At 69.0% G+C, this 19,893-nt stretch carries 12 protein-coding genes and 2 pseudogenes; 7 read left to right on the top strand and 7 right to left on the bottom strand.

The window, feature by feature from the left end:
* Positions 1 to 23: 23 nt before the first annotated feature.
* The gene (locus tag ACZ3IC_RS28155; protein WP_467420582.1) at positions 24 to 1,553 is read right to left on the bottom strand and encodes a phage tail sheath family protein; all 1,530 of its coding nucleotides are present in this window, start codon (positions 1,551 to 1,553) and stop codon (positions 24 to 26) included.
* Between the two features lie 517 nt (positions 1,554 to 2,070).
* The gene (locus ACZ3IC_RS28160) at positions 2,071 to 3,363 is read right to left on the bottom strand and encodes a COG1470 family protein (protein WP_467420685.1); all 1,293 of its coding nucleotides are present in this window, start codon (positions 3,361 to 3,363) and stop codon (positions 2,071 to 2,073) included.
* A 241-nt stretch (positions 3,364 to 3,604) separates the two neighbouring features.
* Between ACZ3IC_RS28160 and ACZ3IC_RS28165 the strand changes: the two genes are divergently transcribed.
* The 5 genes from ACZ3IC_RS28165 (at position 3,605) to ACZ3IC_RS28185 (ending at position 12,624) form a co-directional block, all read left to right on the top strand.
* Entirely contained in the window at positions 3,605 to 4,315 is a 711-nt protein-coding gene (locus tag ACZ3IC_RS28165; protein ID WP_467420585.1) for a helix-turn-helix transcriptional regulator, read from the top strand.
* Between the two features lie 204 nt (positions 4,316 to 4,519).
* The gene (locus tag ACZ3IC_RS28170; RefSeq protein WP_467420587.1) at positions 4,520 to 7,675 is read left to right on the top strand and encodes a hypothetical protein; all 3,156 of its coding nucleotides are present in this window, start codon (positions 4,520 to 4,522) and stop codon (positions 7,673 to 7,675) included.
* Complete coding sequence (locus ACZ3IC_RS28175; RefSeq protein WP_467420589.1) at positions 7,672 to 8,376, top strand: Pvc16 family protein; 705 nt, start codon at positions 7,672 to 7,674, stop codon at positions 8,374 to 8,376. Before ACZ3IC_RS28170 ends, ACZ3IC_RS28175 begins: the two co-directional genes overlap by 4 nt.
* Entirely contained in the window at positions 8,373 to 10,508 is a 2,136-nt protein-coding gene (locus ACZ3IC_RS28180) for an ATP-binding protein (protein ID WP_467420592.1), read from the top strand. Before ACZ3IC_RS28175 ends, ACZ3IC_RS28180 begins: the two co-directional genes overlap by 4 nt.
* Before the next feature lie 337 nt (positions 10,509 to 10,845).
* A complete protein-coding gene (locus ACZ3IC_RS28185) occupies positions 10,846 to 12,624 on the top strand; it encodes an eCIS core domain-containing protein (RefSeq protein ID WP_467420594.1) in 1,779 nt (592 codons plus the stop codon).
* 169 nt (positions 12,625 to 12,793) lie between these two features.
* On the opposite strand, the gene ACZ3IC_RS28190 is transcribed toward ACZ3IC_RS28185, so the two are convergent.
* The 3 genes and pseudogenes from ACZ3IC_RS28190 to ACZ3IC_RS28200 form a co-directional block, all read right to left on the bottom strand.
* Positions 12,794 to 13,765 carry a cytochrome P450 gene (locus ACZ3IC_RS28190; RefSeq protein WP_467420686.1) on the bottom strand — a complete coding sequence of 324 codons (972 nt, stop codon included), beginning with the start codon at positions 13,763 to 13,765 and terminating at the stop codon, positions 12,794 to 12,796.
* Positions 13,766 to 13,785: 20 nt separating this feature from the next.
* A pseudogene (locus tag ACZ3IC_RS28195) lies at positions 13,786 to 14,556 on the bottom strand (oxidoreductase C-terminal domain-containing protein); the annotation flags it as partial.
* A 26-nt stretch (positions 14,557 to 14,582) separates the two neighbouring features.
* Positions 14,583 to 14,775: pseudogene (locus ACZ3IC_RS28200) on the bottom strand (ferredoxin); the annotation flags it as partial.
* 587 nt (positions 14,776 to 15,362) lie between these two features.
* On the opposite strand from ACZ3IC_RS28200, the gene ACZ3IC_RS28205 reads away from it, so the two are divergent.
* Positions 15,363 to 16,202: an SDR family oxidoreductase gene (locus ACZ3IC_RS28205; protein ID WP_467420597.1), complete on the top strand. Its 840-nt coding sequence runs from the start codon at positions 15,363 to 15,365 to the stop codon at positions 16,200 to 16,202.
* 136 nt (positions 16,203 to 16,338) lie between these two features.
* Here ACZ3IC_RS28205 and ACZ3IC_RS28210 read toward each other — a convergent pair whose 3' ends face one another.
* Positions 16,339 to 18,159, bottom strand: a complete 1,821-nt coding sequence (locus ACZ3IC_RS28210) for a glycoside hydrolase family 15 protein (protein WP_467420599.1) — start codon at positions 18,157 to 18,159, stop codon at positions 16,339 to 16,341.
* A gap of 611 nt (positions 18,160 to 18,770) precedes the next feature.
* A complete protein-coding gene (locus tag ACZ3IC_RS28215) occupies positions 18,771 to 19,130 on the bottom strand; it encodes a peptidoglycan-binding domain-containing protein (RefSeq protein ID WP_467420602.1) in 360 nt (119 codons plus the stop codon).
* Between the two features lie 416 nt (positions 19,131 to 19,546).
* Between ACZ3IC_RS28215 and ACZ3IC_RS28220 the strand changes: the two genes are divergently transcribed.
* Complete coding sequence (locus tag ACZ3IC_RS28220) at positions 19,547 to 19,876, top strand: antibiotic biosynthesis monooxygenase family protein (protein WP_467420688.1); 330 nt, start codon at positions 19,547 to 19,549, stop codon at positions 19,874 to 19,876.
* The last annotated feature ends 17 nt before the right edge of the window (positions 19,877 to 19,893 follow it).

The raw sequence follows: 19,893 nt of genomic DNA on the forward strand, positions 1-19,893 counted from the left end.
TTCCGTTTGCGGACCCTGCTGGGTCACTCGTTGACGAGGCTGGTGCTGTCGGAGAACTGCGCGAGGCGGAAGACCACGAACTCCGCGGGCTTCACCGGAGCCACGCCGATCTCGCACACGACCTGGCCGAGGTCGATCGACTCCTGCGGATTGTTGTCGCGGTCGCACTTCACGTAGAACGCTTCCTCGGCCGTGCGGCCGAAGAGGGCGCCCCGGCGCCACTCCTCGGTGAGGAAGGCGGTGACGTTGCGCCGGATGCTCGACCACAGGCGGTCGTCGTTCGGCTCGAACACCACCCACTGGGTGCCCAGGAGGATCGACTCCTCCAGGTAGTTGAAGAGGCGGCGTACGTTGAGGTAGCGCCAGGCCGGGTCGGACGAGAGGGTGCGCGCGCCCCAGATCCGGATGCCGCGACCGGGGAAGGCGCGCACGCAGTTGACACCGATCGGGTTGAGCAGGTCCTGCTCGCCCTTGCTGAGGCGGATCTCCAGGTCCAGCGCACCGCGGATGACCTCGTTGGCGGGAGCTTTGTGCACCCCGCGCTCGCCGTCGCTGCGCGCCCAGACGCCGGCGACGTGACCGCTCGGCGGCACCAGGGAGTTGTGACCGGTCGCCGGGTCGAAGACCTTGAGCCACGGGTAGTACACGGTCGCGTAGCGCGAGTCGTATCCGGCGTCGTCGTTGCGCCAGGTACGGACACGCTGGGCGTTCATGCCCGGCGGGGTGTCCAGGACGGCGACCCGGTCGCCCATCTGCTCGCAGTGCGAAATCACCGCCAGTTGGACGGCCTTGACGCCTTCCGCGTCGATGTCCCCGCGCTGGTAGGCGCTCATCAGGTCCGGAACGGCGACCATGGTGATCTCGTCGATCGCTTCGAGGCCCGCGAACCCCGTGCGGGCGGCGGCGTCGCCGACGTACTCGGCCGGGTCGATCCGAGCGACGCCGGCTCCGGGGGCGGCAGCGGTGGGCGCGAGGGAGAGGCTCTGGTTCTCGGGACGGGTCTGGGTCGCACCGGGCTGCTCGGTGACCTCGATGAGTTTGGACTGGCGGGCCTGGGTGACGAGATAGCCCTTGACGTTCTTGCGGGTGGAGACGTCGTGGGTCTCCACCACCTTGCCGGCCTGCCGCACCAGCAGCCGGAACCGGTCCTCCGGAGGGTTCTCGCCCTCGGCGTCGGTGACCTCGACGGAGAGCTCTCCGCTCGTACCGGGCCGTGCGGAGATCAGGAACCCTCCGATGGCGGCGGACGGTACCGTCCCGGACGCGGATTTCTGCGCCGGGTCCTGCGCGGGACCGCCGATGCGCACGATGTAGGCGGCGCCGCCACCGTTGGCGAAGTAGCCGTAGACCGCGGGGGTCAGGTATGTGTCGGCGGTGAAGGTGCCGAAGGTCTGGACGTACTGGTCCCAGTTCGTCACCAGCGTCGGCTGGTGGAAGGGGCCGGTCTCCGCGAAACCGACGAGGGCTGCGACCGCGGTGCCGACTCCCTCGATGGGTCGCGCTCCGGACTGCACCTCCTCCACGTAAACACCGGGGGTGAGGTACGACGGCATGCTCGCTCCTTCGCGTGGTCATTCGTTCACCGCCGAGTCTTCCTCGGTGGCTGTGACGGACAGTAGGTCTCAAAGTCCTGGACACGGGGCAAGGATGCTGCCTTCCCAGGCACCCGCGGGACAGGAAATGCTTCCCTTTGCGGACGGGGTTCGGCGGTCGCCTCATTTCCCGGTTCGGGCGCGTGACAGAAAGGTGGACTCCGGATTTGCGGAAGCCGTCCGCCGGCAGGGGACTCGACGGAATTCAGCCAGAATTCGCAGGCCTCGACTGTCCGATCGGGATTCGCTGTCCGAATCCGGTCCTTGACCGCCCCACCGTGGCGGCGTTCCCCGAGGGGTCTGTGACCGGAATCTCCTCACTCACTGCCGATGTCACAGGAACCCGGGCAGTCCGGTCTACCTCTCATGTGCACAGGAGAAGGAAACTGCCAAAGACCGGAAGCCGGGTTTTCGTGGAGCGGGATTTCTGCTGTTCTCGTCCCCCGTGGGGGGACAGAGGAGGCCGGACGCTTTGTGTCTACGGTGCGAGATCGCTCAGCACGCCGCTGACATTGAGTACCTGGTGACATTCGGAGGCCTGAGTTCCGGTCGCCGGCGTGCCAGGTTTGGCGCAGGCGACGGACGCGGTGACCGTGTCGTTCTCCTGAATCTGGATGGGGGTGACCCAGTGATAGTCCTGGTTGCGAAAGGTCTCCAGAGCGATGGTGGTGATCTTCCGCTCCCCGAAGGAGATGGTCAGTACACCTTCGTCGCCCTGGAAGTTCGCCACCACGATGTCCGTGATACCGAATACCTTTCCCTGCGGAACCCGGTACGTCCCCTTCTTCTTCGCCCTGGACCCGGTCTGCACATCGATCGTCGCCGAGCTCTGCTGGGTGCCCCCGGCTCCCCCGCCCGTTCCCGAACCGGAGCCTCCGGACGCGTCCGGCTTGTCCGCACCGTTCCCCTGCTCCTCGTTCTCCTCCCCCTGGCCACCGCCCGGATCGCCCGTGCCGCCCGCCGTTGCCGAACCCTGTTGCCCGTTGCCGGGCGTCTTCTCCTGCGCGGCCTCGGTCGCCGCCTGCTTCGCGGTGCTCCGCACCGCGGGCCGCACCAGCGTGAACCACGCGATCAGCAGCGCGAGCAGCGCGGCCAGGACGATCAGCAGCCACTTGGGCAGCACGGGCAGTTGAGCGAACTCACCCGGCAGCGCCTCGGGCCGGTCGGGCTGCTCGTTGTTGGCGTCCCGCTCGGTACTTTCGGCAGCCTCGACCTCGAACGGCCAGGCGACCGGCTCGCCGAACCAGATCAGTTTCCGGGCCCGGACCCGCAGACGTATCTCGGTGGACTCGCCCGGTTCCAGGCGCCGTTGGCCCGGAGTGAGTGCCAGGCGGAGTTCCTCCCCGGCCTGCTTGCCGGTGAGGGCGACGTCGATCGCGGTGTTCCCCTTGTTCTGCACCGAGGTCCGGAACCGGGCCTCCAGCCAGCCGCGACGTCGGCTCGGGTCCAGCTCCGCCCGGAGCTCGTGAAAGGGCTCGACGATTACCGTGGCCTCGGGGACCGCCACCGACTCGGGGTGCTCCGTGGGCAGAACGCGGACACCCAGGGGTATCTCGCCGGCCCGGACCTCGTGGGACCGGGGCGGCGCGAGCCGCACGGTCACCACCTCGGAAGTGCCCGGGTAGAGGGACACACGCGCTGGCTCGACGGTGCTCCACGCGGCGCAGTCGCCAACCACTTCGAGCGTGTAGGCCTCGACGATGTCGCCGTCGTTGCGCACGGTCAGGGTCGTCGTCGCTTCAGCGCCGGGCGACACCGTCACTGTGGGCATTTCGAGTTCGGCATATGTGGTCACGGTGCGACGTTAAGCCGCCCCTGCGTTTCCGCAGCAGAGACACAAGGGCAAGAAGCGGGCAGGGGTGGTGCCCCGACGGCACACCGGCACGGTGTCCCCGCGACCCCTCCCCGGGCCCGATCCCCGTGCCGGAGGCCGGTGCGGTCGAGAGCGGCAACAGGCACATCGGTGGGAAGTATCTGAGGAAGACAGGCACGGAACGATGACAACGACGGACATGAAGAACAGAGCGGCGGAACGCGGCCAGTACCGCAGGCCCGCTCCATCGGGGCGGTCGGCCGAGGGCAGCGTCAAGGGGGATTCCGGGGGCAGGGTCTCCGTAGCGGTGTACGCGGAGGACCTGATCCTGCAGACCGGCATGGTCCACCAGTTGCGCCTGCGGCCCGAGATAGAACTGATAGCGGAGTCCGAGGCCGACCGGGCCCAAGTCTCCTTAGTGGTTGTGGACATGGTGGACGAGCCCACCATCCAGCTCCTGCACCGCCTTCAACGCAACAGTGCGACCCGCACCGGACTCGTCGTCGGATTCTTCGAATCGGGCGCGCTCCAGACCATGATCGAGTGCGGCGTCGCCGCCGTGCTGAGGCGCGGGGAGGCCAACCAGGACAGTCTTGTCCACATGGTGACGGCGATGGCGAACGGTGAAGGCGTGCTGCCGGGTGACCTGCTCGGAAAGCTCCTCGACCATGTCAGCAGTCTCCAGCGCACCGTCCTCGACCCCCGGGGGCTCTCGCTCTCCACCCTCACGACGCGGGAGGCGGAGATGATCAGGCTGGTGTCGGAGGGCTTCGACACAGCGGAGATCGCACAGAAGACCTCATACTCCGAACGCACCGTCAAGAACGTGCTGCACGAGGTGGCAACACGCCTCGAACTGCGTAACCGGGCCCACGCCGTCGGCTACGCCATGAGGCACGGACTCATCTGAGTCCCACCTCGCGCTCCCGTGCGGACGGTGTGCCGATGCCGCCGCACGGGAGCGCGTCGGCGTTCCCGGAGAGGGGAGCCGGAGGGGCGGACGCAAAGGGCAGCGGATCCTTCCCCCGGCCCGGGTACTCGGGGCCTGTTCCCGGTTCCGGGCGAGCGGGATGCTGGCGAGGGGAGCGTCATCAACCAGACTGTGAGGTGGGCCGTGACCGGCACTGCTGGCCCGGCGAGGCGAAACCGGCTGCACCGACTGGCGGGCGTGGTGGTGCTGTTGGCGCCGCTCCTGGTGGCGGGCTCCGCGTCCGCTCCGCAGCGAGCGCCACGGCCGGCCGCGGCGGCGGACGAGACCCCGGTCGACGCCGGGCGCATCACCTACGCCGGGACCGAGCACCGCAGCCTTGGCCGGGTCACCAGTATGTCCAACTCCGACCCGCTGTTCGGGCCCGGTCCGGCCCACTACGACCAGGACCCGTTCGTACGCGGCGACGTGATGGTCTTCACCAGCCTGCGCGACAGTGTGCGGCCGCAGGTGTACGTGCGCGCGGCGGACGGAGCGGTACGCAAGCTCACGGCCGACCGGGATGCCGCGCACCCCGAACTCTCCCCGGACGGGCGGACCGTGGTGTTCGACTCTGCGGAGCGGGGCGCGGACGGCGTGGTCCAGCGCGAGCTGTGGACTGTCGGCGTCGACGGCACCGGTCTGCGGCGGCTGACGGACACCCGTAACAACGAGACCTCCCCGACGTTCTCCCCGGACGGCACGCGCATCGCGTACTCCTGCGACTCCGGCGACGGGGGCATCGGACTCATCTACGAGCGGGCCGTGTCCGGCGGCTCGGCGAGGGTCATCAACGAAGCGGCCGGTGACGCGACCGAACCGGTGTGGAACCCGGTGGACGACGACGCGCACCGCGCCCAGGTCGCGTACACCCTCACCGCGAAGGCCGGCGCGCAGCCGCAGCTGCGGGTGACCGAGGGCCGCCCCGGCACCGACCGCCCGCTGCTCGCCGGTGCCCATGTCGGCTGGCGCGCCCGCTCGGCCGCCTGGCTGGCGGACGGGAACGGCCTGCTCTTCCTCGGCCCCGGCGCCCCATGCGGGTGCGAATACGACCGTGTCTACCGGACGATCGCCTTCGACCCGGCCGAGCCGACGATCGAACTCGACGAGGACCGCGCGGTCGAATCGCCCACCTGGACCGGCCCCCTGGACACCGGGACCGTCATCGTGACCCGGCGAACGCCGCGCAAGGCGGTCGACGTGACGCTCCAGGACGTCCGGCAGGACGGTTCGGACCCGCGGGACCTCGGGCTCTCCATCTTGCGGGAGGATCCCGACGCCACCACGAACACCAACCCCGACGATGACCCGTTGTTCAACCCGCAGGCCACGTACGACCCGTGGACCGAGCGGCAGAGCTACACACCGGACGGCCGCCGCATCGTCGTGACCCGCTTCGAGGGTCTGGAAGACGCACGCTTCGAGCGGATCTGGTTGGCCGACGCCGACGGCACCCACGAGACGGCGATGCCGCTCGCCGGACGCGGTCCCCGTGACTGGGACACCGACCCCACGTTCTCGCCGGACGGCACCAAGCTGGCGTTCACCAGGACCTCGCCCGGCGGGGTCGGCGAGAAAGCGGGGCCGAGCAGCATCCTCATCGCGGATGTCGCCACGGGCGCGATCATCGGCAAGGTCGTTCCCCCGGCGGGGCAGTTGGCGGGGCAGGACGCGCAGCCGGCCTGGTCGCCGGACGGCACCACCCTCGCCTTCACCCGCAACCATGTGATCCGGGGCCTGGGCGGCATCAAGCACATCTGGACCGTGCCGGTGGCCGCGCTCGACCAGCAGCGGGACCTCAGCGCCACGATCTGCCCCAATGAGTGCAAGAAGATCGACGACAGCCCCGCCTTTTCCCCTGACGGCACCACCATCGCCTTCAACCGGAAGGACGGCGGCAACGACCAGGGCAGCGGGCGCGGCGGCATCGTGGTCACCTCGCTGAACGGTGACGAGTGCCGGGTGGTGCTCCCGTCCGTCCAGCGCGACAACCCCGACGCCTGCCACCAGGAACTCCCGGACACCTCACCGACCGGCCCCTTCCAGCCCCGTGACGTGGCCTGGTCGCCGGACGGGGGGCGGCTGGTGATGAGTTCACGCCGGGCGTCCGGACCGAACTCCCCGGAGCAGCTGTCCGTGCTGGACCTCTCCTCCGGCACCCTGACGCCGTTCGGCGAGCGGCTGACCGGGCGGCAGAAGGAGCCCGCCTTCCAGCAGTCGGTCGACCTGTCCCTGACCGCGCCGCCCACCGCCCCCCCGGTGGAGGCCGGGGCCACCGGGGAGGTGACGGTCACGGTCACCAACCGGGGGCCCGCCTCCTCGCCCGGCTCCGTGTTCACCGTCGACGCCCCGCCCGGGGTGCGCCTGGAGGAGCTCACCGCCCCGGCCGGGTCCTGTGCCGCCGGGTCGCCCCAGTGCGAGCTGGGGGTGCTTCGGCCCGGCCAGAGCGTGACGGTCACCGCCCGGCTGACCGGGGTGACGGCGGGGGACCAGCGGATCGGCTGGTCGGTCGCCGGCGCCGTACTGGACCCGAACCCCACGGACAACGCCACCGGGACCGTCGTCCCGGTCCGGGACGCACCGGCACCCACTCCCACCCCGACCCCTACGACCTCGCCGCCCCCGCCCCCACCCCCGGCCCCCCTGCCGCCCGAGCCCGATGCGGGCCCCGGCGTCGTCGTGCGGGCCCAGCCCAGCCCCGGCTTCGTCGGCGGCCGGGTGGTGGTGACGTACACCGTGCGCAACGGACGCAACGCCCTCGCCACCGGGCTGCGGCTGAAGCTCGGCCTGCCCGCACGCATCCCGGCAGGTCCGCTTCCGGCGGGCTGCACGGCCGGGGTGTGCACACTGCCCGACCTGGCTCCGGGAGCCTCCACGGTGGTCCGGGTCGTGCTCACGCCCGACCGGGCACGGAGAACGACCATCACCGGCACACTGACCACGACCGGTACCGACGCCGACACCCGCGACAACGTCGCCAGGACCCCGCTGCGCATCCTTCAACCCCGCATCGTCGCGGTGCCCGCCGTCGGCAAACCGGGGTTCGTCACCTCCGTACGGGGCAAGGACTTCCCGCCGGGAGCCCTGGTGCGGCTCACCTGGAAACCGGGGATCACGGCGGCCGCGCCGCCCACCGTCCCGAGCGCGGACCGCATGTTCATCGCGCAGCTGCTGATCCTGATGAAGGACCGGACGGGGCCGCGCACCATCACCGCCACGGGGCCCGGGTTCAGCCCGGTCACCACCCCCTTCCTGGTGGTCGACGGCACCATGGTCCCGCCGGGCGAGGTGGGACGCCGGTGATCCACGAAGTGGACGAGGGGCTGCGGCTGTTACTGGTCGACGCCGGCCTCCAGGAGAGCGGCGTGGACCTGGTCTTCGACGCACCGACGAAGGACTGGTCCGGCCGGCGCAACGCCCCCACGATCAGTGTCTTCCTGCACGGCATCCGTGAGGATGCGGCCCGCCGCCGTACCGGCACGGCCGAGGAGCACGACGACCAAGGAATAGTCATCGGTTGGCGGACCCCGCCGCGCTGGTTCGAGCTGACTTATCTGGTGACGGCCTGGACCAACCGCCCACAGGATGAACACCGCCTGCTTTCCGAGGTGTTGCGCTGCCTCGTACGGTCGGACGTCCTGCCTGCCCGTATGCACACGGGCAGCCTTGCCGAACTCGGGCTGACCGTGGAGATCGAGGCGGCGGGTCCGGGCACCGACGGGCCGTCCGCCTCGGACGTGTGGTCCGCGCTCGGCGGTGAGCTCAAGGCCGCGATCGACCTGCGTGTGTGGGCACCGCTGGCCGGCGAACGGACTTCCGCCGGCCCGCCGGTCACCGAAGGGCTGGTGGTGAAGGCCGCCGCCGCACGGGATGGCGACGGGGCGGGGCCGGGGCGCCGGCTGCGCTACGACGGGGCGTCCGACCCCGGTGGGCAGGGCTTTGCCGCAGAACGTGAACGGCAGTTGCCGCCCGGCCGGCGCAGGCGCGGGGGCGCGGCTCGATGACCACGACACAGGGCACCCATGCCGTCCGTGAACTGCCCGGCACCCCGACGGTGGGCATCGAGGACCTTTGGGAGCGGTTGATCCACGTCGAGCAACGGGTCAGGCACGCCGTGGCGGCCCGGCGGGCCGTCGACCCGGAACCGGACGATCCGTACCGGGGGCAGTACCTCACCCCCGAGGCGGTCGAGCGGATCATGGCGTCCCGCGACGCGTTCGCGCCCGTACCGGCGTACGGCTCCGAGCCTTCGCCGCACTCCCCGCCCGGGAGCCGGATCCGGCACCTCGCCGAGAACTTCGGCCTGGTACCGCTGGATGTCGACCTCCTGCTGGTCGCGATGGCCCCGGATATCGACATCCGGTTCGAGCGGCTCTATGGCTACCTCAACGACGACCTCACCCGGCGCAGACCGGCCATCGGCCTGGCACTGGAACTCTGCGGGCTGCCCGCCGCGAGCTCCGGCCGCTTCCGGTTCTCGCCGTCCGCCCCGCTGATCGCAGGCGGGCTGCTGGAGGTCCTGGAAGCCGACCGCCCGCTGCTCTCGCGGGTGCTGCGGGTTCCGGACCGGATCACCGCGTACCTGCTCGGCGACGACGAGCCCGATGGGAGGCTGCGCGGGCTCGTCCGGGTGGTCGGGCCCGAGCACGAGCCGGACACGGGACCGGAGGCCCTGCGGGTCGCAGCGGCACTGGGCACGGGCAGCGGCTTGGTGCATCTGCTCGACCGGGGAGGCGACCCCGGCAAGCTGGCAGTCGAGGCGCTTCACGCCGCAGGGCGCCGTCCGCTGGTGGTCGACATCGCGGCACTCGGCGCCGCTCCCGAACCGGCGAAGCTTGTACGGACCCTGGCGGCCGAGGCCCGGCTGAGTCGCAGCGGCGTCGTCCTCGGGCCGCTCGAATCGCTCGCCCCCGAGCGGCCCGAGGGAGCCCAGTTGCTCGGTGGTCTCTGCGCGGCGGTCAGCGGTGCTCCCCTGATCGCGTTCGGAAAGAAGAACTGGGATCCACTGTGGACCAGGGAGAGCCCGGTTCCGGTCAGCGTCCTGCCCCCCGCCCCCGCGGGCGTGGCGCGGCAGTGGCGTCGGGCGCTCGCCGAGGCCGGCACGTCTGTCGGGCTGCCCGCCGAGAACGCGTCGGCCGACGAGGGACTCATCGAGGCCACCGCCTCCTACCGGCTCGACTCCGAGCAGGTGCGCAAGGCCGCCGTCGTCGCCTCCCGGCTCGCGGTCCTGGAGGAGCGTCCGGTGGACGCGCAGGACCTGCGCACGGCCGTTCGGGCACAGAACGGTGCGGGGCTCGAACGGCTTGCCCGTCGCATCGAGCCCGCGGTCGGCTGGGACGACCTCGTGCTGCCTGCTGCAACCCTTCGCCAGCTGTCCGAACTCGCCCTGCGCGCACGTCACCGTGAGCAGGTGCTCGGTCAGTGGCGGATGAGGCCGGGAGGCGGCCGGGGCCGAGGGGTCATCGCGCTGTTCGCCGGTGAGTCCGGCACCGGCAAAACCATGTCCGCCGAAGTGGTGGCGTCGGAGCTCGGCATGGAGCTCTACGTCGTGGATCTGTCCACCGTGGTGGACAAGTACATCGGTGAGACCGAGAAGAATCTCGAAAGGATCTTCGTCGAAGCGTCCGACGTCAACGGCATCCTGCTGTTCGACGAGGCGGACGCCATCTTCGGAAAGCGCTCACAGGTCAAGGACGCGCACGACCGCCACGCCAACGTGGAGTCGGCCTACCTGCTGCAGCGGATGGAATCCTTCGACGGGATCGCGGTGCTCACCACCAATCTGCGGGCCAATCTCGACGAGGCTTTCACCCGCCGCCTCGACGTGATCGCGGAGTTCCCCATGCCGGACGCCCAGCAGCGACTGGCCCTGTGGGACCGCTGCCTCGGGACGGCGATCCCACGCGACGCGGAACTCGACCTGGAGTTCTGCGCGGGCCGCTTCGAGCTGGCGGGAGGGTCGATCCGCGCCTGCGCGGTGACCGCCGCATACCTTGCGGCGGAATCCGGGAGATCGCTGGGCATGGAGCAGATCGTCTCGGCCGTGCTCCAGGAGTACCGCAAACTCGGCCGGCTGGTCCTGGAAAGCGAGTTCGGCCCTTGGCTGGACCGTGCGCAGGAACGGGGCGAAGGGTAGCGCCTTCGGAAACCCCGGCCGTACCTGCCCCGACCGGCGTGTGGGCCGGGGCGACGGTGTGCGTACCCGGAGGGCGGGAGACGCTGCCCTCGGAGAGAAGGCCTCTGCCCTGCGAGGCCAATCCTCCTGTCGAGTGCGCCGATAGGCTCGAGCCCACAGGGTGAGCGGCGTCCGATCCGACCGTCGTCGCCCCCGGTCGCGGCGGAAGGGGCTGGCAGCTGTGTATGCATACGAACGGTCGGCGAAGGCTGTCCGCCCGGGACCATCGGCGCGAGAGGCCGGACGTGCGGGGCCGGTGTTCCGGCCCGGACCCGGCCGTCTCACGCCCGCGCGGGCGATGGACCTGCAGCGCACCATCGGCAACGCCGCCGTGGCGCGCATGGTCGAAGAAGAGGCCGAGTACAGCGCATTCGGGCAGGAGAACCCGCAGCCCGTTCAGCGCTCCATGGCGCACGCAGTGCTCCGCTCGCCGGGTCGGCGGCTGGACGAGCCCGTCCGTACCGAGATGGAGGCACGCCTCGGCTCCGACTTCTCCGACGTCCGCGTGCACGACGACAGTGCGGCACGCGCCTCCGCCGCGGAGGTGGGTGCCCGTGCCTACACCTCCGGCCACCACGTCGTGATCGGTGCGGGCGGGGCTGACCTGCACACCCTGGCCCATGAACTGACCCATGTCATCCAGCAGCGCAAAGGACCCGTCGCCGGCACGGACAATGGCAACGGCCTCAAGGTCTCGGATCCTTCGGACCGTTTCGAACGCGAGGCGGAGGCCAACGCGAGGCGGGCCATGGCCGCACCGTTGGAGAGCGCGAGCGCACCCTCCCGCGAGAGCCCCGGGCAGACACGGAGCACGCCGCCCGCGTCCCCCGTACGGAACAGCCGCGGCCCTCGGACCCTCGCGGAACTGCAATGCACCGTGGGCAACACGGCGGGGTCGCAGTTGATCACAGTGTCCCGGATGATGACCGAGGGGGAGTTCAAGCAGAACACAGCGGCCTTCGGACCACGCGGCCGCTCCGATATCACCAAGGTGGACAACGCGCTCAAGGCGTTCTACGCCCTGCCGGACACCAGACAGGGCGCCCGGCTGCTCGCCCTCAAGGACATCGTCAAGGCGTGTGGCGAGTACGTCGCCCACAAGACCGAGGGAGGGGCGCGCGTCGGGGGCACCCAGCAGCTCGGCCAGCAGGCCGAGGGGGCGCAAGGACAGTTGGACCCCGAGGCTGTCTTCCGGGACCTACTGACCGAAGTCGACCGCATGATGAGCGAGGGGCAGAACCCGGACCTCGACATCCGCATGCCGGCCGGTGAGGCCCAGAAGGCGGCCCAGGCCGTCCCCGCGGACCGGTTCCACACGATGATGGGCGACTTCGTCCAGAAGTTGGGGGCGCTCCGTGAGGACCAGGCGCTGCCTGAGGAGACGCGCGCCGTCATCGGGGAACTGATGGCCGTCGTGCCCCTGGTGACCGTGATGCAGTACCCGCAGGGCGGCATGCCGGGCATGAAGCTCAATCAGACCACCGACGGTGGCGGCCCGGCGTTCACATTCAACGTCGACACCCAGGCCAGGGGTGGCACCTCCTTCCTGCTGGGACACATCGCCCACGAGCTGACCCACGTCGCGGCCCACCAGGCTTTCGGCAGCAGCCCGGTGATGGAGCTGGTGCAGTCCGGGGCGACCGATGCGGAGGTCGCGGCGCTGGCCGCCGAGCGCAAGCAGGCGCTCAGCGATCTGAAGGCGGCGCTGGCCGGAAACCCCGAGTTCGACGAATTCCAGCAAGGGATGCTGGAGGAAAAGCTGGTCTACGGCGCTCAACCGCACAAGCTGGAGCGGTACGCGGAAGCCTTCGCGAAGGCGAGCAAAGGGAAACCGGGCAAGATCACCACCGCGCAGAAGGACCGCCTGGTCGGCTGGGGCAAAGCGGCCGGAGACGCGTCCGGCACGCTGGTCGAGTACGACACCGTGCTCAACCAAATGCTGATCTATCTGCACATGTGGCAGATCAGCCAGGACAACCCCTTTTACGTGCGGCTGCGGGCGGCGGCACAGGCGGCGTACGACCGCCGCAGCCGCGCCCGCCGGTCCACTGACCAGCCGACGGATCAGCCGTCGTAGACGCTTCGCGGGTTGTCACGATGTCATGCGTCCAGTCGTCCGTGTCCACGGTCAAGGTGGAAGCCCCACGTGAGGTGCCCCACATCTCGGGGGAACCTCACGTCTCACACCAGCAGGCCGGCGGCCGACGGGATCGGTGGACCGGGACCGGCGCCGCGGTCCGGTCCCATCAACCCTGCTCGATGTGCAGATGAATCGGACCTCGCAGGACCGGGCTGGGCCGATACGGTGGCGGGTCGGCTACCAGCCGCGGCCGGTCGAGTCGGCGTACCAGTTCGCTCAGTGCGATCTGGGTTTCCAGCCGGGCCAGCGGGCCGCCGAAGCACAGGTGGATGCCGCTGCCGAACCCGAGGTGCTGGTTGTCCTGTCGATCGGGGACGAAGCGGTCGGGATCGTCGAAACGGTCCGGATCGCGACTGCCGGAGGCGAGCATGAGCATGATCTGCGAGCCCTTGGGGATGACGGTGTCGGCGATGGTGATGTCGCTGTACGCCGCCCGCCAGGGGATGATGTGGACGGGGGGTTCGTAGCGCAGCAACTCCTCGACCAGTCGCACGATCAGGTCCGGTTCGTCGCGCAGCCGTTGGAGTACGTGCGGGTCACGCAGCAGCGTCAGCACGCCGTTGGTGATGAGGTTGACGGTGGTCTCATGGCCGGCGATGAGCAGTAGGTGGGCGGTGCTGACTATTTCCTCGTCGGTCATCCGCCCATCGGGCCCGTCGTCGTTGGCCAGCTGTGACAGCAGGTCGTCGCCGGGCCGGTCGTGGCGTGGCTCCAGCAGCCCGCCGAGATACTGGTGCATGTCCTTGTTGGCCTGCACGCCACGGGTCAGTTTCTCCGGCGGGTCGCTCTTGGGGTTGTAGTCGAGCGAGTCGATGATGGCGTCGACCCACTGGTGGAACCGTGGTTCGTCCTCGCGTGGCACGCCGAGCAGGTGGCAGATCACGGTGACGGGGAACGGGTAGGCGAAGTCGTCGACGATGTCGATCAGCTGCCTGTCCGCGAAATCGTCGATCAGACTGCTGACGATCGCGGTCAGATCGGGTTGCATGCTGGTCACCAGCCCCGGGGTGCGCGGGGGGCCGAAGTGGCGCATCGCCAGGCGCTGCAGGCGGTCGTGCTCGGGCGGATCGATATTGATGAACGAAGGCGTGTCGCGCCCTACCGGTGGGTCCGCACGGCCGTGACGTGCCGCTCGCTCGGGTCATGGCCGGTTACCACTACCGTGGCGCCCTGGCTGAGCAGGGTGGGGCCGGGGAAGTCGACGGGCACCGGCTTCGCGTCGGCAGGTTGGTCGGGTGTGGGGCAGGGCGGCGGGAAGGGTGCAGCCGTCTCGATCAGCTTTCGGTAGTGGTCCAGCCACTTCGCGTTGTTGAAGCTGACCGCCGCGGTGACGCGGCCCTGGTAGCCGTACGCGGCGACGAAGCGGTGGTCGGACACTGAACCCTGGGTGACAACGACCTCGTCGGCGAAGGTCGGCACACCGACGGACTTGATGTTGACACCGAACTGGATGGACCAGAACGCCGGGATGGCCAGGTGCGGCCAGCGGTCCGCCTGAGCGTTGACCATGTTGTGTGCCGCGATGTCGGCCTGTTCCACGGCGTTGGCCCAGTGTTCCAGGGAAATGAAGCGGTACTCGTAGACCGGATGTGGGCAGCGCGCCACATCTCCGGCGACGAAGACGTCATCGGTGACCAGGCCGTTGAGGTCGAAGGCGCGGCAGCCCGAGTCGCAGGCGATTCCCCATACTCCTACCGCCAGTCCTGAGTCCTGCAGCCAATCGGGGTTGCGGATGCCGCCGAGCGCCACCACCGCCACGTCGGCGTCGACAGTGCTGCCGTCGGAGAAGTGAGCGCGGCGCAACCGCCCCTGCGCGTCGCCTTCCAACTGGGTGACCTTGACACCGCAGCGCAGATCGACGCCGTGGACGGCGACGCCTCCACCGGCGCGTCCCGCTCCTTCAACTGGTCGACCAGAATGGCCTGGAGCGGGCAGGCTGCCGCAGCGCGTTCCACTTGTTCGCGCTGGGCGTCGTCGGGGTTCGGGTGATACATCAGCGCTTCCTCGCCGTGCATCCGGAACACGTCCGGGGCAAGGAACGCGCACTGCGCGTATCCCTGGCATCGGGAAAGATACGACAACCCTCATGCCGACCCTCCGTTTCAGGGGCTGCAGAGCTGCGGTCCCTGAGGTAGCGCCGCGTCGACGCGCAGAACGCGAGGGCGGGTCTCCGAGAGAGGAATTCGGCTGTTGCCCACCCCGTCGAATGCGACGGTGACAACGGTGCTCATCAAAGGTCTCCGCAGGCAAAAGTGGTCGTCCACGAAATCTGGCGACCGGTGTCTGCGACACCGCCTGGAGAACCTGACTATTGTCAAAAGCCTATACCTCGCGTATATCGCTCGCATGCCGGCAAGGGGGATGATGGCTGGGGGCGTCCGGTGGCTCCACGCCGGACATGGCTGACCGACCTTGACCGAAGGAACAGCCGGTAAGGGCCGAAGCAGCCCGTAACCCGACCGCGTGACATGCCCGTCCGAAACACGGCTGTATGGCGCGGCGATCCGTCCGCCCGCAGCACAGGGTGCTTTCGTCTGGTGCGCAGGTCTGCGACAGCTCCTGTGGGCCCGTCCTGGTGGGCAGGCTGATGCCCCCTCTCTCATGTGCGTCGTCTGTTCCCGTAGGCGCCTGTCGCGTGGGTGGGGGCACCCTTCGAAACCGCCTGAGGAGAGATCGTGGCAAGTAGCGTCGACGAGAGCCGCGGAACCGTGTCCGCACAACTTCTCAGGGGCCAGAAGGCGCTGGTGACCGGTGCCAACTCGGGTATCGGCCTGGCGACCGCCGTCGCCCTGGGCCGGGCCGGAGCGGACGTTGTGGTGAACTACGTCGCCGACGCGGACGAGGCCGAAAGGGTCGTGGCGCGGATCAAGGACTTCGGGGTCCGTGCCTACCCCCACAAGGCCGACGTGTCCGACGAGGCCCAAGTGGTCGCCATGGTCGCCCGGATGGTCGAGGAATTCGGCACCATCGACATCATGGTGGCCAACGCCGGTCTCCAGCGGGACGCGGCCGCTACGGAGATGACGCTCGCCCAGTGGCAGAAGGTCATCGACGTCAACCTGACCGGCCAGTTCCTGTGCGCCCGGGAGGCTGCCAGAGAGTTCGTCCGACGCGGCGTGGTGGAAGAGGTGTCCCGCGCAGCCGGGAAAATCATCTGCATGAGCTCGGTCCACCAGATCATCCCGTGGTCGGGGCATGTGAACTACGCCTCATCCAAGGGCGGTGTGGCCATGCTGATGCAGACCCTCGCCCAGGAGCTCGCCCCTCAGCGGATCAGGGTCAACGCGGTTGCGCCCGGCGCGATCCGCACGCCGATCAACCGCGACGCCTGGTCAAGCCCCGAGGCCGAGGCCGATCTCCTGCGGCTGATCCCGTACCGCCGCGTGGGCGACCCGTCGGACATCGCCAACGCCGTCGTCGTCCTCGCGTCCGATCTGCTCGACTATGTCGTCGGCGCCACGCTCTATGTCGACGGTGGAATGACGCTCTTTCCCGGCTTCGCCACGGGCGGCTGATTGCCGATGCAAGGGCATGCCACGGCCCGCCGTGCGTTGATCCCCGGCGGTGGAGCAGGGCTCTGCCGTCGCTCCCTGCAGCAGTCACCAGTTGCGATGACAGCGTGCGGCCGCTTTGCCCAGCTGCAAGCAGCAGTCAGCGCCCCTGCTCGTGGTCGAGCGCCTCATCGAGGGTGACGGCAGCCATGATCAGCGACAGGTGGGTGAACGCCTGTGGGAAGTTACCCAGTTGCTCCCCACTCGGACCTACTTCCTCGGAGAAGAGTCCGACGTGGTTGGCGTACGTCTGCATTTTCTCGAAGGTGTAGCGGGCCTGGGGCAGCCGGCCCGCCCGGGCGAGCGCGTCCACGTAGAGGAAAGTGCACAGACTGAAGGTGCCTTCCGAGCCGCGCAGCCCATCCGGCGATGCCGCCGGGTCGTAGCGGTAGACAAGGCTGTCGGAGACGAGCCTGCGGTCCATCGCGTCGAGTGTGGACAGCCAGGAGGGGTCCCTGGGGGCGATGAACTCGACCCTCGGCATGAGCAGCAGCGAGGCGTCCAGGACGTCGCCGTCGTAGTGCTGGATGAATGCGCGCTCCCTCTCGCTCCAGCCGTGTTGCATGACCTGCTCGAAGACGGCGTCTCTTGCCCTGCGCCATCCTTCCAGGTCAGCGGGCTTGCGGAAGACCTCGGCCAGGCGAAGCCCGCGGTCGAAGGCGACCCAGGACATCACCCGGCTGTAGGTGAAGTCCTTTCGGCCGCCGCGGGTCTCCCAGATGCCCTCGTCCGGTCTGTTCCAGTTCTCGGCGAGCCAGTCCAATGTTCTGGTCAGTGCTCTCCACCCCTGGTAGCTTGACTGCTGCGCGATCTCGCTCCCTTGCGCCAGTGCGTATGCCGCCTCGCCGTAGATATCGAGCTGAAGCTGGTCGGCAGCGCCGTTTCCGATACGGACGGGGAAGGAACCGCGGTAGCCCTCGAATTGATCGAGTGTCTCTTCCGGCAGTTCGGGGTTGCCGTCGATCCGGTACATGGTCTGCAACGGCTCTCCGTTTTCGCCCTCGCGCTCGCGCAATCTGTTCACCAGCCAGTGCACAAAGGCTGTGGCTTCCTCGACGAAGCCGAGGTCCAGCATGGCCCGCACGGACAGCGCCCCGTCACGCACCCAGGTGAACCGATAGTCCCAATTGCGCTCTCCGCCGACCTGCTCGGGCAGCCCCATCGTGGCCGCCGCGATCAAGGCGCCAGTGGGGGCGTAGGTAAGGAGCTTGAGGGTGATGACCGAGCGGTGCACAAGCTCGGGCCAACGACCCCGGTAGCGGGACTGACGCAGCCACTGGTGCCAGAAGCGGATGACCTCCTGAAGTTGTTCTGTCAGCCCGTCGACGGTGGGGGAGGCGGGCACCTCGGCGCCGGACGCGCAGACGGTGAAGACCGCACCGTGGGACTCACCGGCCCTCAGCGTCACCTTGCCGCGCACGTCTTGGCCGTCGCGTTCCAGTGGGAAGGTGGTCTGCAGGTGCCCATCGATCCCCGGACCTTGGAACAGGGCGCCGTCGCCGCCGAGTTGGAGCTGATGCTCGGCCCGGCCGTAGTCGAAGCGCGGCCGGCATTCGAGTGTGAAGTCGACGGTCCCGCGCACGGCGCGTACACCGCGGATCAGGGTGTGGCGGTCCGTGGCGGTGCGGGTCTGGTCGGGAGGCATGAAGTCGACCACTTCGCCGACGCCATCCGGCGACAGGAACCGCGTCACCAGGATGGCGGTGTCGGGGTAGTAGAGCTGTTTGCAGGCAGCGTCGGGGTTTTCGGGCGCCAGGCTGAAGTACCCGCCGCGGTCGTGATCGAGCAGGGCGGCGAAGATGCTGGGGGAGTCGAACCTCGGAGCGGCGAACCAGTCGACGACGCCCTGCGACGAGACGAGCGCGGCAGTCTGCAGGTCACCCACCAGACCGTGCTCGGCGATGGGGGGATAGCGGTCCATGGCTGCTCCAGGATCTCGGAGAACACCCCCGTCATCCACCATCCCTCGCCCCGGTCGTCCGCACCATTGCAGTTTCACCGTCTGCATCGCAGGCGCTGCCAGATCACGCACCGTGCAAAACCGATCAGCGTGTGCCGTCTTCGTTGCGCGGTTCACCGGCGATGCCAGCCCGGCTCCTCGGAGCCTGTCGGGCCACAGCCCGAGGATCAAGTGCGTACGGCACTACCGGAGCGCCCGGCGTGCAGCGATGTGACCACACGGCGGACCCGGTCTCCCTTGCACGCATCGGACAGGCGCATGGGGCTTTCACCGATTCGCCGCCCGCCTCACCCGAGGCGGGCGGCCTCTGCGCATGCGGATCTCCGCAACCTGTCCTGGAGAAGCAAGCTGGCCACGGCCTTCCACCGTCTCGAAGCACTGAGACATTTCCGATCAGCCCGAAGCGTGCTGCCATGCGGCAGCTGTGGAGTGCTTGGGCAACCAGTCGGGCCCATTGTTCGGCACGTGTGCGACGTGCGAGGAAGTCGGCTTCGCGCAGAACACCGTCGACCTGTACCGCACGCTGCGTTCCAGTGTGTGCGGGACAGGCCCCGGCCATCTTCTGGGCAGTTCTACCCCGGGTAGGGGTCGTAGCAGTCGAGAGCAGGGTTGTAGAGAACGTTCCAGGTCTTGGCGCCGACGATTCCGTCCTTGGCCAGGCCGTGACATCCCTGGATCCACTTGATCTTGGTGAGCGTCTGACTGCCGAAGACGCCGTCAACGGTCAGTTTGGGTACACCGCCCCAGACATTCGATAGGCACTGGGCCTGCTTCACGGCCACCCCCGTGTTGCCGTACTGCAGGGTTGGCCGGTAGGTCGACGAGGCGTAGGCGCACCCTCCAGGCGCGGCACTCGCCGATGGTGCGCTGATGCCCAGAACTCCGACCGCGAGCGCAGTGGCGCTCAGAATCGAGGCGATCCGACGTTTCATGGCGGTTCCTCTCAGTAGCTCCACACCCGAGCTCCACACCCAATAGATGTTGCTCTGGGTGACAGGTCGTGACTGTAAGGATATCGGTTTTCCTTGTCGAGAGCGCCTGGTCGAACTTCAGCCAACAGCCCGGGCTGCCGGGGCCGAGCGAGCTGAGCATCCATCTCGAAGAACTTCCCGACGGCGCATCGGTGCGGCTGCGCGTTCCTCAGCAATCAGAATCGCGCCCGACCGTCTGACGGACGAGCAGCTCACCTCACTCACCGCACTCGGACACGACTGCGCTGCGTAGCCGGGCGGGCGCCGTCACGTGCTCCGGTCCCGGTCCCGGTCCCGAGCCGGGCGGCGCTGCGCGGAACCGCGTCATGCACGAGCCGCTCCTCGTCCTGCAGGTCGCCGTACGGCAGAATGAGGCCATGAGCGTAGTCAAGATCAACGTACTGACCGTCCCCGCCGATCAGCGGGAGACGCTGGAGAAGCGCTTCGCCTCCCGTGCCCATGCCGTGGAGAACTCCGACGGGTTCGAGTGGTTCGAACTTCTCCGCCCCGTCGAAGGCACCGACAACTACCTCGTCTACACGCGGTGGCGTGACGAAGAGTCCTTCCAGGCCTGGCTGGAGGGCCCCATGAAGACAGCCCACCAGAGCGGTGACGCGGAGAGCGGCGAGCGCCCCAAGCCGGCCGCGAGCGGGTCCACACTGTGGTCCTTCGAGGTCGTGCAGCAAGCGGCGCCGACAAGTGCGTAGACACTTGTGGCGCGTCA

This window comes from Streptomyces sp. NPDC002958 (assembly GCF_055563255.1).

What these genes read in the sequence shown, in the direction of transcription:
- ACZ3IC_RS28155 (WP_467420582.1), bottom strand. Translation starts at nt 1,553, where the DNA reads ATGCCGTCGTACCTCACCCCCGGTGTTTACGTGGAGGAGGTGCAGTCC.
- ACZ3IC_RS28160 (WP_467420685.1), bottom strand. Translation starts at nt 3,363, where the DNA reads ATGCCCACAGTGACGGTGTCGCCCGGCGCTGAAGCGACGACGACCCTG.
- ACZ3IC_RS28165 (WP_467420585.1), top strand. Translation starts at nt 3,605, where the DNA reads ATGAAGAACAGAGCGGCGGAACGCGGCCAGTACCGCAGGCCCGCTCCA.
- ACZ3IC_RS28180 (WP_467420592.1), top strand. Translation starts at nt 8,373, where the DNA reads ATGACCACGACACAGGGCACCCATGCCGTCCGTGAACTGCCCGGCACC.
- ACZ3IC_RS28185 (WP_467420594.1), top strand. Translation starts at nt 10,846, where the DNA reads ATGGACCTGCAGCGCACCATCGGCAACGCCGCCGTGGCGCGCATGGTC.
- ACZ3IC_RS28210 (WP_467420599.1), bottom strand. Translation starts at nt 18,159, where the DNA reads ATGGACCGCTATCCCCCCATCGCCGAGCACGGTCTGGTGGGTGACCTG.
- ACZ3IC_RS28215 (WP_467420602.1), bottom strand. Translation starts at nt 19,130, where the DNA reads ATGAAACGTCGGATCGCCTCGATTCTGAGCGCCACTGCGCTCGCGGTC.
- ACZ3IC_RS28220 (WP_467420688.1), top strand. Translation starts at nt 19,547, where the DNA reads ATGAGCGTAGTCAAGATCAACGTACTGACCGTCCCCGCCGATCAGCGG.